The sequence below is a fragment of the Pseudoxanthomonas sacheonensis genome (assembly GCF_010093305.1).
Classification (GTDB): Bacteria; Pseudomonadota; Gammaproteobacteria; order Xanthomonadales; family Xanthomonadaceae; genus Pseudoxanthomonas_A; species Pseudoxanthomonas_A sacheonensis.
In genome coordinates this window covers 243,923-257,754 of sequence record NZ_PDWS01000001.1, presented here as the reverse complement: position 1 = coordinate 257,754, position 13,832 = coordinate 243,923, and the positions used below count along the sequence as shown (strand labels likewise).

General features: G+C 63.5%; 11 protein-coding genes. 4 read left to right on the top strand and 7 right to left on the bottom strand.

Annotated features, from left to right (window positions below; genetic code table 11):
- Nucleotides 1-66: 66 nt before the first annotated feature.
- From CSC73_RS01050 to CSC73_RS01040, 3 genes are all read right to left on the bottom strand, one after another.
- Nucleotides 67-2,586 (bottom strand): TonB-dependent receptor plug domain-containing protein, encoded by a 2,520-nt coding sequence (locus CSC73_RS01050; RefSeq protein WP_163838607.1) that lies wholly within the window; start codon nt 2,584-2,586, stop codon nt 67-69.
- 289 nt (nt 2,587-2,875) lie between these two features.
- Nucleotides 2,876-4,678 carry a phosphoenolpyruvate carboxykinase (GTP) gene (locus CSC73_RS01045; RefSeq protein WP_163838606.1) on the bottom strand — a complete coding sequence of 601 codons (1,803 nt, stop codon included), beginning with the start codon at nt 4,676-4,678 and terminating at the stop codon, nt 2,876-2,878.
- A 119-nt stretch (nt 4,679-4,797) separates the two neighbouring features.
- The gene (locus CSC73_RS01040; RefSeq protein ID WP_163838605.1) at nt 4,798-5,541 is read right to left on the bottom strand and encodes a helix-turn-helix domain-containing protein; all 744 of its coding nucleotides are present in this window, start codon (nt 5,539-5,541) and stop codon (nt 4,798-4,800) included.
- Nucleotides 5,542-5,650: 109 nt separating this feature from the next.
- Between CSC73_RS01040 and CSC73_RS01035 the strand changes: the two genes are divergently transcribed.
- Entirely contained in the window at nt 5,651-6,082 is a 432-nt protein-coding gene (locus tag CSC73_RS01035; protein WP_163838604.1) for a hypothetical protein, read from the top strand.
- On the top strand, nt 6,079-6,891 hold the full coding sequence (locus CSC73_RS01030) for a DUF2145 domain-containing protein (protein WP_163838603.1): 813 nt from the start codon (nt 6,079-6,081) through the stop codon (nt 6,889-6,891). The genes CSC73_RS01035 and CSC73_RS01030 overlap by 4 nt, the downstream gene beginning before the upstream one ends.
- A 216-nt stretch (nt 6,892-7,107) precedes the next feature.
- Here CSC73_RS01030 and CSC73_RS01025 read toward each other — a convergent pair whose 3' ends face one another.
- From CSC73_RS01025 to CSC73_RS01010, 4 genes are all read right to left on the bottom strand, one after another.
- Nucleotides 7,108-8,016, bottom strand: coding sequence for a DUF4097 family beta strand repeat-containing protein (locus tag CSC73_RS01025; protein WP_163838602.1), 909 nt, complete (start codon nt 8,014-8,016; stop codon nt 7,108-7,110).
- A 10-nt stretch (nt 8,017-8,026) separates the two neighbouring features.
- A complete protein-coding gene (locus CSC73_RS01020) occupies nt 8,027-8,545 on the bottom strand; it encodes a hypothetical protein (RefSeq protein ID WP_163838601.1) in 519 nt (172 codons plus the stop codon).
- On the bottom strand, nt 8,542-9,108 hold the full coding sequence (locus tag CSC73_RS01015; RefSeq protein WP_093284516.1) for an RNA polymerase sigma factor: 567 nt from the start codon (nt 9,106-9,108) through the stop codon (nt 8,542-8,544). Before CSC73_RS01015 ends, CSC73_RS01020 begins: the two co-directional genes overlap by 4 nt.
- Nucleotides 9,109-9,465: 357 nt before the next feature.
- Entirely contained in the window at nt 9,466-10,065 is a 600-nt protein-coding gene (locus tag CSC73_RS01010) for a TetR/AcrR family transcriptional regulator (protein WP_163838600.1), read from the bottom strand.
- Nucleotides 10,066-10,221: 156 nt separating this feature from the next.
- Here CSC73_RS01010 and CSC73_RS01005 point away from each other — a divergent pair, with 156 nt between their 5' ends.
- Together CSC73_RS01005 and CSC73_RS01000 are read left to right on the top strand one after the other, a co-directional pair.
- Nucleotides 10,222-11,190: an alpha/beta fold hydrolase gene (locus CSC73_RS01005; protein WP_163838599.1), complete on the top strand. Its 969-nt coding sequence runs from the start codon at nt 10,222-10,224 to the stop codon at nt 11,188-11,190.
- Nucleotides 11,187-13,667 (top strand): acyl-CoA dehydrogenase, encoded by a 2,481-nt coding sequence (locus CSC73_RS01000; RefSeq protein ID WP_163838598.1) that lies wholly within the window; start codon nt 11,187-11,189, stop codon nt 13,665-13,667. The genes CSC73_RS01005 and CSC73_RS01000 overlap by 4 nt, the downstream gene beginning before the upstream one ends.
- Nucleotides 13,668-13,832: the final 165 nt, after the last annotated feature.

Genomic DNA, 13,832 nt, shown 5'->3' with positions numbered 1-13,832 from the left:
GCGGGTACTGGCAAAAAAAAGAAGGGCCCCGTTGCCGGGGCCCCTCAAGTACATCATGCGCGTCGCTTAGAACTGCTGCGTGTAACGGAAGTACGTGGTACGACCGTACGCGTCATACAGGTAGAAGTTCCACGGACGGCCATCGTACGCAGCCAGCTTCGGATAACGATCGCCGACGTTGGTGGCGCCGATCGAGATGGTGGCGTTCCACGGCGACTTCCAGCTGAACTGGAGATCGTTGGTGGCGTAGCCGCCAACCGGGTTGGCCGAACGGTCCTGCTTGCCGATGAAGTTCGTGTTGAAGTCCACCGAGAAGTCGCCGTAGGTCCAACGGTTAGCCAGAGTGGCGCGCAGATCCGGTGCGCCGCCCAGGCCAAGCTGGTCGATCATGTTGCCGGTCGAGTCCTGGACGTCGTACTTGTTGATGTACGAGACCGACAGCCTGTTTTCCAACTTGCCGATGGTGCCCAGATCGAAGTTGGTGTTGGCACGGAAATCAAAACCGGTGGTTTCCAACAGGCCCTTGTTGGCGTAGCCCGTGTCGATACGGGTGATACGGCCATTCGGGCCACGGACCAGCGAGACGCCTGCAGGGCAGGAGCCGTACGTCGCCGGATCGTTGGTGCAGTTGATCACGTCCTGCGCACTGATCTGATCGATCGTGTCTTCAACCTCGATGTTGTAGTAATCCAGGCTCAGGTCCAGCCAATCGAACGGGTCGTACACGACGCCGAGGCTCCACTGCTTGGACTGTTCCGACGACAGGTTCGGGTTGGCAGCGAAATACGTATCAACCTGCAGCTGGCAGGTTGCCGGCTGGCCCAGCGCGGCGCAGGAACCCGGATCGTTCACCGGCTCGGCCGAGAAGGTCAGCGCCTGGGTCAGGATGTCCAGACCCGGAGCGCGGAAGCCTTCGCCGTACGAGGCGCGGAAGGTCAGGTTGTCAAGCGGCTGCCAACGTGCGGCGATCTTCGGCGAGAAGTCGTTGCCGTAGTCGCTGTAGCTGTCGTAACGACCCGCGACGGTGATGTCGAAGGTGCTGGTGAACGGGAACAACCACTCGAAATAGGCCGAGTAGACTTCACGGCTGCCGGCGGACGAACCACCCGACGAACCCAACACCACGCCGGCCCGCGACAGCGAGTCATAGATGTCCTGGAACTTGTCTTCGCGGTATTCGGCACCGACCACAGCATTGGAGACACCGCCGCCCATTTCGAACAGGTCGAAGTTGACCGAGCCGAAAATTTCGGTGGTCTTCCAGAACGAATCACGGCCAATGGTGGCGGTGAAACCGTCCAGGGTTTCCTGCGACGCGCCAAACGGGTCGGCGAAGATGTAATCGCCGGCATTGGCAGCCGCAGCGGCCAGCGTCTGGATGATGTAACCGCGACCGGTTTCCTTGTAGGTGTAGTTGGTGCGGCGGATACCGAAGTCGGTGCTGATCTTGTCGGTCAGCTGACCCTGGAAGCCCAACAGGAAGTCGCTGTTGGTGGTGTCGGTGAAGTTGTCGCGGTTACCCGCGGCAGCGAAGCGGTGGAAGAAATACGTCGGCAGACCATCGCCCTGCACCACGTCGTTCGGGGTACCGTCTTCGACAGCGACCACACCCGGGACCGGCGCATAACGACCGAAGGTTTCCACCTTGGTCTGGGTGGCGGTCATGTACACGGTCCAGTCGTCGTTGATCTGGTAATCGCCGCGAACGAAGATCGCCTTGTTGTCGACCGATGCTTCGTTGGCGGCAACCGAGTTGAAGTTGAACGAGCACAGGCCGTTACCCAGCAGGTAGAAGCCGTTCGAATCGCAGGAGAAGCCCGGGACCGCTGCAGGTGCGCCGGTATCCCAGTCGTAGTAGTTGTTGCCGTAGGTGCTGACGCCCAGGGCGTTGCCACCGATCTGGTCGCGAGTAAACACCATGCCGCGGCTGGACTTGGACACGCCGCCGATCAAACGGCCGCGGTCGCCGGAGATGCCGAAGACGACGGAAGCGTCTTCCAGATCGCCGCCTTGCACCTTGGTCTGGCCAACGCCGTAACGCAGTTCGGCGCCGTTGAAATCCTTGCGCAGAATGATATTGACCACGCCGCCGATCGCGTCGGAGCCGTACACGGCCGATGCGCCGTCGGACAGGATTTCGATGCGCTCGACAGCTGCCAGCGGGATCGAGTTCAAGTCGGAGCCGCTGGAAGCGGACATCGGGTTGGTCGGGGCGCGGTGGCCGTCGATCAGGACCAGAGTGCGGCCCGAACCGACGCCACGCAGGTCGATCGTTGCCAGCGACTGCGCGGAGCTGCCGGACTGCGGCTTGAAGTTACCGAACGAAGCGAAGGTGCTGTCGCGCAGCACGTCGGCAACGGAGATGTCGCCGCTGGCATCGATGCTTGCGCGATCGATGACGGTAACGGGCACGGCACCTTCGATTTCAGCGCGCTTCAGGCGCGAACCGGTCACTTCAACGCGGTCAAGGGTCTTGGCGTCGTCGGTTTCGGTTTCCTGCGCAACTACGTTGCCGGAAACCAGCGTCGCCGCGCTGGCGAACAACGCGAACTTAATCGCGCCTGGCAGCTTCTTAAGGTTGGTCATTTGATGCTCTCTCTCAAGGTCGAGTTGAAGACCAGGTCGCAAGGACCCAAGCCAAATAAACAGACGCCAAATGGGACTACGCCTGGTGGCCGAAGGATAACGTAATTTTTACGGCGATGGATACAACCGCAACAAAAACTCACTCTTTCGCGATAATACCAATTAAAAACAATAACTTATATTGTTATGAATTGGTGATGCGAGTTCCATTTCCCCTGTTCAAAAACTTGAAGTCACAATTTCAGCTGAACGGTACGCCAAATGCGCTAAACACTGGCACCCATCGAAGTCACTGCAGAGTGCCGAGTACGCTATGTGCTTCGGAGACCAGGGCGGCCGGGGTTTTCTTGCCGTATTCGTCAAGATAGGCGCAGATTTGCTCGAATTCCGCCTTCCAAGCTGAATTATCGAAGGAGAAGAGCTCCGTTAGCTGTTCAAGGGAAACTCCGGCCCCTTGCAGGTTGATATCCGCCGGGTGCGGCTGCAGGCCTATCGGCGACTCGACGGCCCCTACCCGGCCCTCCACCCGCTCGATCATCCATTCCAGCACCCGCAGGTTCTCGCCGAAGCCGGGCCACAGGAACTTCCCGTCCCCGTCCTTCCGGAACCAGTTGACATGGAAGACCTTGGGCAGATGGGCGCCGGGTACATCGAACGACAGCCAATGCGCGAAATAGTCGGCGAAGTTGTAGCCGCAGAACGGTTTCATGGCCATGGGGTCGCGGCGCATCACGCCGACATCGCCGGTAGCGGCAGCGGTGGTCTCCGAACCCATGCTGGCGCCGACCAGCACGCCGTGGGTCCAGTCGCGGGCCTCGAACACCAACGGCACCAGCGAGGCGCGGCGGCCGCCGAAGACGATGGCCGAGATCGGCACGCCCTGCGGATCTTCGGCGTGCGCCGAATAGCTTGGGCACTGGCGGGCCGAAACCGTGAAGCGCGAGTTGGGATGCGCGGCCGGGCCGTTGGCCGGGTCGAAATCGCGGCCTTGCCAATCCTTCGACGGCACCCGGGCATCCAGACCTTCCCACCAAGGCTGCCCGTCGGCAGTCGTCGCGACATTGGTGAAGATGGTGTCGTGCCCGATGGTGGCCAGCGCGTTGGGATTGGATTTCTCCGAGGTCCCCGGCGCAACGCCGAAGAAGCCGGCTTCCGGATTGATGGCGTACAGACGGCCGTCCGCGCCCGGACGCATCCAGCAGATGTCGTCGCCCACCGTCCACACCTTCCAGCCGGCTTGGCGATAGCTTTCCGGTGGGATCAGCATGGCCAGGTTGGTCTTGCCGCAGGCAGACGGAAAGGCTGCGGCGATGTAGTGGATCTCGCCGCGCGGATTCTCTATACCGACGATGAGCATGTGCTCGGCCAACCAACCTTCGCGACGGGCCTGCCAGGAAGCGATGCGCAAGGCGTGGCATTTCTTGCCCAGCAGCGCATTGCCGCCATAGCCCGAACCATAGCTCTTGATGCTCAGCTCTTCGGGGAAATGCATGATGAAGCGGCGATCCGGGTCCAGTTCGCCGATGGAATGCAGGCCTTTGACGTACGTACCGTTCCCAAGCGCGCCCTCGCGTTCGATGCGCGCCAGCGCCGGCGCGCCCATGCGGGTCATCAGGCGCATGTTGGCGACCACGTAGGGCGAATCGGTGATCTCGACGCCGCAACGCGCCAGCGGCGAATCGATCGGACCCATGCAGTAGGGAATGACATACAGCGTGCGGCCCTGCATGCAGCCGGCGAACAAGGCGTCCATCCGCCGATGGCCCTCGGCCGGCGGCATCCAGTGGTTGTTGGGGCCGGCATCGTCGCGGTCGCGGCTGCATACGAAGGTGAGGTGCTCGACGCGCGCGACATCGCTGGGGTCGGAGCGGTGCAGCCAGCTGCCCGGGTGCGTATCGGGATTGAGCGGCAGCAGCGTGCCGTCTTCCTGCATCAATCGCAGCAGCGCGGCGTATTCCTCGTCGCTGCCGTCGCACCAGTGGATCGAATCCGGCCGGGTCAGCGCGGCGGTCTCGGCGACCCAGCGATTCAAGCTCTCGAGTCGGCTAGCAGCCGGATTCTTTTCGTCGAAGTACGAAATCGCTGCGTTCATGCGCGCCCTCCCAGGCCAACCATATCGTTGCGAATGCAACTAAATGGTACTCGTGCCGGCGGGTGCGGTCTTGCTGCAGCGCAGACGCTATTTCCATGAAAACGTTTGTGAAAACGTTATCAGCCGGTCTGCGCACGCCTGTATGGCTGGAACAACTGCAGCAGCCACGGTTTCTGCGCCAACACCAGACTGACCCCGACCCGTTCCTGCGCGCTCAAGGTCGCATCGCGGGCCAGCAGCGCATCGAACTCGCGCGCCAGTTCCTCCAATCGCAGGCGAAGTTGCTTGACGCCTTCGATGCTCAGGCTGCCGCTCAGCAGCAGCAGCGCATCCTGTTCGCCGTCGAAGGGATCGGCGAAGAAATCGCCGAGCAGGTTCAAGCGGAAATAGCGCTCCATCGGTCCATTGGCGCGCCAGCGGAAATTGCGAGCGGTGAGCGGGCGTCCACGGTTGCCCGGCATCAATTCGATGATGCCCAGACGGTCCAGCTTCACCAGCAGCGCGGTCCATTGCGCGATGTTGAAGTCGAACTGCGCCAGCACGTCCTCCTGGCGCCAGCGGTTGATGGTCAGGAACAGGGCGAGCAATAACGCGGGTTCGCTCACCAGCGCCTGTTCCTGCGATTCGCTGAGGTTGGCCATGGCAGGACGGCCGCGCGCGGATTCGGCGCTGAGCTCGGCCAGACCCACATCCAGCGCATCGCAGATCTGCTCCAGCCGCTGCAGGCTCATGGCGCGTTGCGAAAACATCCGCTTGATCGCCGCCTCGCTCAGCTTCAAGCGCGCGGCCAGGTCGCGATAGGTCAGACCTTGCGCGCGCAGGCAGCGCTTCAGAGAGTCGACGAGTTCGATCGATAGGGCCATGGTTTAGGAATCGTATACCCAACCCGCAACATACGGCCACCTGGTAGAAATATGTTGAGTTCCTACAAAGGGTGCGCAAGCTCCGGTCAAACCGAATCCGGAATCGACCATGCCGCGTCTCCACCTCTATTCCCCGATCCTGGCGTTGGGTTTGTCGCTGGGCGCTTTCCCCGCCCCGGCCCGCGCGCAATCCGATCATCTGAGCGATGCCTCGGCAGCCAGCCTGGAGGCCTCTGTCGAAGTTCCCATCGCACTCTACGACGCACTGAAGGCCGGCGCCCACTTCACCGTCACCGGAGTACAGGCCAGCGCACGCGGGACACTGGTGACGATCTCGGTGGCGCCTGCATTCGGTTCCATTCTGCTGGCAGGCTTGGTCGAACCCGATTACAGCCTGCTTTCCGGCTCGCCCAAGACCAGCGTGGGGACGGCATTGGTGGTCTCGGGAGGTTTGTTGTTGATGGTGGGCAGCGCGGCGATCGCCTTCATCCCCGACCCAAGCGCGCGACCGCATATCCATAGCCGGCGGATCCACCCATGAAGCTTTCCGCCTGGTTCCTGGCGCTCTGCCTTGCCTGGCCGCTGGCCGCCATTGCCGGGAGGCAGTGCGAAATCCGGCCGGCTACGCCGCAAAAGCTCGCCGACGCGACCGTCACCGCGATGCGCGTAGTGGCCGCACTGGAAGAAACCGATGCGCCCGTCGTGTTGGTGGCGCGCGTCGGCACCGATCTTTCCAAGCACGGCCTGGTCTACAGCCATATCGGTTTTGCGCTGCGCGATCACAGCGATGGCCGCTGGACGGTGCTGCACCTGCTCAACGAATGCGGTACCGCACGGTCGGCCCTGCATGCGCAGGGACTGGTGAACTTCTTCGCCGACGATCTGGTGAATCAGGACGCCCGCATCGTCTGGCTGCAGCCGGCTCTGGCGCAACGCCTGGCCGATCATCTGCGCGGGCTTCCACGCAACGCCTTGCACGAACAGGCCTACAACCTGATCGCGCGCCCAGGCAGCCGCGAATACCAGAATTCCACCGAATGGGTGCTGGAAACCCTCGCAGCGGTCGCGACCACGCCGGAGTTGGGCGACCGGCGCACCGCCTACGCGTGGGCGCAGCGCGATGGCTTCAAGCCGGACACCATCCATATCGCCTACGCGAAGCGCGTGCTGGGCGGATTGTTCGGCGTCAACACCATCTTTACCGACCACTCCGTAGGCACCCGCCTGTCGGGCGATTATCCGGTGGTCACGGTGCGCTCGATTCTTCGCTACCTGCAGGAACGCGGCTACGCCGTGCATGTGATTGAATGGCGCGATGGCCTCTTGCAATCCATTCCGGGTGCAACCTGACCGCGGCGAAGGATTAAAAGCCCCTCTCCCATCGGGAGAGGGGTTGGGGTGAGGGTACGGCGAAGCAGTGATGTTGAAACAATTACGGTATTTCAGAAATCCCTGTTTCGACGTACCCTCATCCGCCCCTACGGGGCACCCCGTATCAAGTACGGGGCAGGCTCTTCTCCCGTTGGAGAAGGGTAAAGCAAGTGTCTCGCGCGGTCTTTCGCGAGATCACTCCAGCCTCAGCTCCGCATCGCCCGAGAAAGTCTCCAGCCTGATCTCGCCTTCGCCCGTGCCGTAACGGGTGTTGAAGCTGGAACCAGGACCATGTTCGGGTTTCTGTATCTTCGCGCCCGGCGCCTTGAGATCGCCGCTGAAACTTTCTCCGCTGACCTGCGCGGACAGGCTCTTGGGCAACACCAGCAGCAGGTCGCCGCTGACGCTTTCCATGCTGATTTCGCCCTTGGCCGCCAGCTCCGTGCGCACCTGGGCATTGCCGCTGACGGTGCTGGACGAGAATTCGTTCACGCGCTCGCCATTGACGGCGACGTCGATGTCGCCCGATACGGTTTCGGTCTTGATCTGGCCATTCATGCGGCCGCGCAGGACGATACCGCCGCTGACGGTCTGCGCCTGGACATCGCCACTGTTGACGGTCAGCCGCAGGTTGCCGCTGACGCTTTCCACATCGACTTCCCGGGGCGCTGCCGCGAGCAGCACGTCTCCACTGACATTGTCGATGGATAGTTTGGAAGAGGCGACGCCAGACACGTCCACATCCGCGGAAACCGCATCGATGTCCAGGTCCGCGCGCACCGGAACCATCAGCTGCAAATCGGTAGGTCCGGATTTGTTGCCGCCCCAGCCGCCGCTATTGGGGTATTGCACCTTGACTGTCAGATGCTCGGAGTCGCCCTCCACCAGCAGTTTCTCGACCCCATCGCCGAGCGTGCCGGAGATCTTCACCTCGTTGCGCTCCCAGGCGCGCACCTGGATGCGTCCCTTGAGGTTTTCGATATCGACGCGGCCCCGCGCATCCAGCGCGCGGGTCTGGTCGATGGGCGTGGCGGCGCCGGCGGCCGCGGAAAGCGCCAGCAGCGGAACGAAGAACAATGAAGCGGCGGAAACGAAGTTGCGCATGGGAATATCCTCAGGTCATGACCGCGCGCTGCGTCAATTGCAGGCGTCGTGCGTAGGTGCGGCGAAGTTGTTCGAGCAGGAACGTTGCGTTGGGATCGGCTTCGATCGCGCTGAGTATCTGCGCGGCGCTGCGGTCGAGTTCGCCGAAGGCTCCATGCATCTCGGGATGGGTATTGGTTTGCTGCTGCAGGCGGGCGAATGCGCGTTCGTAATCCAGCGCCATGGAGACGGCCTGTTGGCGGATCATCGGATTGCCTGCCGGCGCTTGCGGTTGTGCGGCAGGCATCATCTGCCAGACCACGCCGACGGCCAGCAGCACCGAAGCGGCCATGGCCCAGGGAGCGAAACGACGCGCTCGCGGCTTGCCGGCCGCCACCGCTTGCTGGGGCGCTGCGGCGATGTGCGAGGCGATGCCCGGCCACAGGTCGGCCTGCGGTTCCAGGTCGCGGCGCAGCCCGCGCAGTTGCCAGCGAAGTGTTTCGTCGGCCTGTGTGCCGTCATCGTGTGTGCCGCCATTGTGCGTGTTCATGCTTCACCTCCTAAACGTCCGCGCAGCAACTGCCGCGCGCGGTGCAACTGCGCCTTCGAGCTACCTACCGCCATGCCCAGCTCGTTGGCGATTTCTTCGTGTTTCCAGCCTTCCACATCGTGCAGCACCAACACCGCTCGGGCACGCGGAGGCAACGTGGCGACCGCGCGCTCCAGATCCATCGAAAGCGCGGTGCCGTTGCCGGCCGAATCGGCGACGCCCAAACCATCGAGCGCGTCTTCATCCTCGTCGAAACGCGGGCCGCCGCGCCGACTGCGCAGTTCCATCAGTGCGGTGGTGACCGCCAGCCGATGCAACCAGGTGGAGACAGCGCTTTCGAAACGGAATTTCGGCAATGCCTGCCAGGCGCGGACGAAGGCTTCCTGGGTCAGATCCTCCGCACGCACGCCGTGGGCGCCCACCAGCCTGACGATCACGCCGTGCACGCGTCCGGCATGGCGGCGGTAGATCGACTCGAATGCACCGGCGTCACCCGCCGCGGCCGATCGCGCCAGGGCCGCATCGGTCGCTGCGGCCACCTCGGCGGTGGTCGTGTCGGTCATCGATTCGCTCATGGCAGCGGTCAGCATAGACATTGGGATGCGGCAATGGGCCGTTAGGTTTAAGGCGATCCCTCAATAAAGCAAAACTGGCGCTGTACGGCTCTGGGTTTGCTTTGGTTCGCCCTACCAGCCCCGTGAGACGCGGCAAGCGGGCCGGGATAAACCCCGAAGGGGCGGCGCACAGGGATGTGCGCCGTTTCCGGAGGCGCAGGAGGCGCCTTACGGAAATTCCCGGCCTGCTTGCGGACCCCACGGCTTCATCGTGGGGCGCGGCGTTAGGGCGGCTTTCTTTTGGTTACTTTTCTTTGCCGTTCAAAGAAAAGTGACTCGCGCAACGCGCGAAACGCTTTTGAAGCCTCAGTTCGGGATCAGCGTACTGATCACATGCTCCACGTAAGCCTCGAATTCCTCGTGATGCAAGCGCGGCTGCTGCAGCTGCAGGGCCAGCTGCAGGAACCCCAGATAGGCCGAATACGCCAAGCGCGCACGGTGCTGGGCCTCGGTACGGCCCAGGCCAGCCTGACGGAAGGAAGCGACCAGGTATTCCAGGCGCCGCTGCGAAACCCGGTTGATCACCGGCTGCACGGCCGGGTGGTCCAGCGCCTTCAGCAGCTCGCTATAGATAACGTGTGGTTTGACTTCGTGGGCGACCAGCAGGAACAGCTCGCGCAGGCGCGCCCGGGGATCGGGCACGGCCTCCAGGCTACCGAACACGCTTTCCTGTTCAATCGCCTCCCAACGCTCCAGCGCCGCCTGCAAAAGCGCATCGCGCGAAGGGAAATGCCAATAGAAGCTGCCCTTGGTGACGCCCAACCGGCGTGCGAGCGGTTCCACCGCCACTGCGGCGACCCCTTGTTCGGCGACCAGATCCAGCGCGGCCTGCGCCCAATCCTCAGCGCTGAGGCGTGTGGGTCGGGAGGTGTTGGCCGAAGCCGGTTCGGACGTGTTTGCAGTCATATTTCACATTTAACCATACGCTGAGGTTTGTTGCGGTACGTTTTGCGGCATCACATCGAAGATCCCTGGAATCAGCAGCTTGCAGCAGCAACGGATCCGAGCGGCAGCGCCGAAACCGATTGACTACTCTAAATTGTGAGATCCATACTAGCCCGTATGGTATCTCCTTCTTCCAAGCCTCCTCTTGATCAGCTGCCTGCGCAGTCGCGGACGCTGACCGGCGCAGGCGGTCTTGCCCTGGCCGCGACCGCTTTCCCCACCGCTTCGCCCTTGCAGGCTTCCAACACGCTGCTTTTCGCGCACGGCTTCGGCCAGACCCGCGGAGCGTGGCAGCGCAGCGGCATGGCGCTGGCCGCGGAAGGCTATGCCGGGCTTTCCTACGATGCGCGCGGCCATGGCGAGTCGGCCCGCAATCCCGCCGACCTGCCCTACGCCGGCGAACAACTGGCCGACGACCTGATCATCGTCGCTGGCGAACACATGCAGCCGCCGGTGCTGATCGGCGCTTCGATGGGCGGTCTGTTCGGCATGATTTCCGAAGCGCGCTGGCCGGGCCTGTTCCGCGCCATGGTGCTGGTCGACATCACCCCACGCTGGGAAGAAGCCGGGCTGCAACGCATCCTCGGTTTCGTCACCGCTTTCCCGCAGGGTTTCGATTCGCTGGATCACGCCGCCGACATCATCGCCGCGTACCTGCCGCATCGCCGTGCGCGCAAGACGCCGCAGGAACTGCGCGAAGTCCTGCGCGAAGGCAGCGACGGCCGCTGGCGCTGGCATTGGGATGCGCGTTTGATCGACGATCTGGTACGCGATTGCGCGCAGCACCAGGACGACATCGTCGATGCCGCACGCACGATCCGCTGCCCGGTGCTGCTGATCAGCGGCGGCCGCAGCGATCTGGTTTCGGCCAAGACCGTGGAAGAATTCCAGACGCTGGTTCCGCACGCGCGCCACGCGCATCTGCCGCAGGCCACGCACATGCTGGCCGGCGACGACAACGATGCGTTTACCAGCACCGTGCTGGAGTATCTGGCCGACCTGCCCGCGGCCCGCGCAGACGCAACAGCATTCAACGCCACCGGCGAATCCGCCGTCACCAACGCCGTATCCGGAGCCGTCCCATGAGCATCGTCGCCCCCTTCCTCGCCTTCCTGCTGGTCGGCGCGTTCGCCGCTTACCACCGTATCCGGCTGGCCTACTGGGCCGCGATCACCGCGACCCTGCTGGTGGCGTGTTGGCTGCTGGGCGCCAACCACACCGCGACCATCGCCGCCGCCGTGCTGGTGGCGCTGATCGCGGTGCCGCTGCTGATTCCCGGCATCCGCAAGCCGCTGGTGACCGCGCCGCTGCTGAAGTTCTTCCGCAAGGTGCTGCCGCCGCTGTCGCAGACCGAGCGCATCGCGCTGGAAACCGGTTCGGTGGGTTTCGAAGGCGAACTGTTCACCGGCGATCCCGACTGGAACAAATTGCTCAACTACCCGAAGCCGCAGTTGTCGGCTGAAGAACAGGCCTTCCTGGACGGCCCGGTGGAAGAGCTGTGCCGGATGACCAGCGACTGGGAAATCACCCACGTCTACGCCGACCTGCCGCCGGAACTGTGGGCCTTCATCAAGAAGAACAAATTCTTCGGCATGATCATTCCCAAGGAATACGGCGGCCTGGGTTTCTCGGCGCTGGCCCACCACAAGGTCATCCAGAAGATCGCCTCGGTCTCCAGCGTGGTCAGCTCCACCGTCGGCGTGCCCAATTCGCTGGGCCCGGGCGAGCTGCTTAACCACTACGGCACCCAGGAACAGAAGGACTACTACCTGCCGCGTCTGGCGGCGGGCGAGGAAGTGCCCTGCTTCGGCCTGACCGGTCCGTTCGCCGGTTCCGACGCCACTTCCATTCCCGACTTCGGCATCGTCTGCAAGGGCGAGTGGAACGGCGCCAATGTGCTGGGCGTCAAGCTGACTTTCGACAAGCGCTACATCACGCTGGCTCCGGTGGCCACGCTGATCGGCCTGGCGTTCCGCATGTACGACCCGGACAAACTCATCGGCGACACGCGCGATATCGGCATCACCCTGGCGCTGCTGCCGCGCGACACGGCGGGCGTCGAAATCGGCCGCCGCCATTTCCCGCTCAACTCGCCGTTCCAGAACGGTCCGATCCACGGCAAGGAAGTCTTCATCCCGCTCAGTCAGCTGATCGGCGGCGTGGACAAGGCCGGCCTGGGCTGGAACATGCTCAACGAATGCCTGGCCGTGGGCCGCTCCATCACCCTGCCTTCCACCGGCAGCGGCGGCGCCAAGGCCGGCGCGCTGGTGACCGGCGCCTATGCGCGCATCCGCAAGCAGTTCGGCCTGTCGGTCGGCCGTTTCGAAGGCGTGGAAGAAGCGCTGGCGCGCATCGGCGGCAAGGCGTATGCGATCAGTGCGCTTTCGCAGGCCACTGCGGCTGCGGTCGACCGCGGCGACGTGCCGTCGGTGCCGTCGGCTATCGCCAAGTACCACTGCACGGAAATGGGCCGCGAAGTGTCCAAGGACGTGATGGACGTGATCGGCGGCAAGGGCATCATCCTGGGGCCGCGGAATTTCGCCGGCCGCGCGTGGCAAGCATCGCCCATCGCCATCACCGTGGAAGGCGCCAACATCATGACCCGCAGCCTGCTGATCTTCGGCCAGGGCGCGATCCTGTGCCATCCGTGGGTGATGAAGGAAATGAAGGCCGCCGGCAATCCGGATCATCAGGCCGGCCTGGAAGAGTTCGACCGCAATCTGTTCGGCCACATCGGCTTCGCCATTTCCAACGCGGTGCGCTCGTTCTGGTTCGGCCTGACTGGCGCCAGGATCGGCTCGGCCCCGGGCGACGACTACACGCGACGCTATTTCCGCAAGCTGGACCGCTATTCCGCCAACCTGGCGCTGATGGCCGACGTGTCCATGCTGCTGCTGGGCGGCAAGCTGAAGTTCAAGGAATCGCTGTCCGGCCGGCTGGGCGATGTGTTGAGCCACATCTACATGACCAGCGCCATGCTGAAGCGCTACCACGACGAAGGCGCGCCGGTGGCCGACCAGCCGTTGCTGGCCTGGGCCTTCCACGACAGCGTGCACAAGATCGAACAGGCTCTTTCGTCCGCGCTGCGCAACTTCCCCATCCGCCCGGTGGTATGGCTGCTGTGGCCGCTGATCTTTCCGTGGGGCCGCCGCGCCGTCGCTCCCAGCGACCGCTTGGGCCACCGCGTAGCCGCGTTGCTGATGACGCCCAACGAAGCGCGCGACCGTCTGGGTGAGGGCGTGTTCCTCACCCCGTGCGAGAACAATCCCGGCGGCCGCATCAACAGCTACCTGGCCAAGGCCATTCTGGCCGAGCCGGTGGAACGCAAGTTCCTCAAGGCGCTGAAGAACAGCGACATCGAAGCGCTGGATTTCGCTTCGCAGCTGGACGAAGGCGTGCGCGAGGGTTGGATCACGGCCGACGAACGCAAGCAGCTGGAAGAGCTGCGCGAGATCACGCTGGAAACCATCACCGTGGATGATTTCGACGCGCATGAATTACGGTCGGCCGGTTACTACGACAAACACGGCGCTGGGACGCGGCAGTCGCGCGAAGCGGCTTGATGCTCTGCCCCTCCCCTTGCGAAGTCCCCCAAGGGGACTTCGCAAGGGGCGCAGGGGGAGACTGGGAGGGGGTGCTTTTGGCGCTGACTTTCCAGGCCTTAGGGCAACCGCAACGGCAAGATCAAGAGCAACCCCTCCCCAACCCTCCCCTGCGCCCCGAAGGAA

Bases quoted from the DNA above. Each gene is read 5' to 3' on its own strand.
- CSC73_RS01050 (WP_163838607.1), bottom strand. From the start codon at position 2,586: ATGACCAACCTTAAGAAGCTGCCAGGCGCGATTAAGTTCGCGTTGTTC.
- CSC73_RS01005 (WP_163838599.1), top strand. From the start codon at position 10,222: ATGGTATCTCCTTCTTCCAAGCCTCCTCTTGATCAGCTGCCTGCGCAG.
- CSC73_RS01000 (WP_163838598.1), top strand. From the start codon at position 11,187: ATGAGCATCGTCGCCCCCTTCCTCGCCTTCCTGCTGGTCGGCGCGTTC.
- CSC73_RS01020 (WP_163838601.1), bottom strand. From the start codon at position 8,545: ATGAACACGCACAATGGCGGCACACACGATGACGGCACACAGGCCGAC.
- CSC73_RS01010 (WP_163838600.1), bottom strand. From the start codon at position 10,065: ATGACTGCAAACACGTCCGAACCGGCTTCGGCCAACACCTCCCGACCC.
- CSC73_RS01040 (WP_163838605.1), bottom strand. From the start codon at position 5,541: ATGGCCCTATCGATCGAACTCGTCGACTCTCTGAAGCGCTGCCTGCGC.
- CSC73_RS01025 (WP_163838602.1), bottom strand. From the start codon at position 8,016: ATGCGCAACTTCGTTTCCGCCGCTTCATTGTTCTTCGTTCCGCTGCTG.
- CSC73_RS01015 (WP_093284516.1), bottom strand. From the start codon at position 9,108: ATGACCGACACGACCACCGCCGAGGTGGCCGCAGCGACCGATGCGGCC.
- CSC73_RS01045 (WP_163838606.1), bottom strand. From the start codon at position 4,678: ATGAACGCAGCGATTTCGTACTTCGACGAAAAGAATCCGGCTGCTAGC.
- CSC73_RS01030 (WP_163838603.1), top strand. From the start codon at position 6,079: ATGAAGCTTTCCGCCTGGTTCCTGGCGCTCTGCCTTGCCTGGCCGCTG.
- CSC73_RS01035 (WP_163838604.1), top strand. From the start codon at position 5,651: ATGCCGCGTCTCCACCTCTATTCCCCGATCCTGGCGTTGGGTTTGTCG.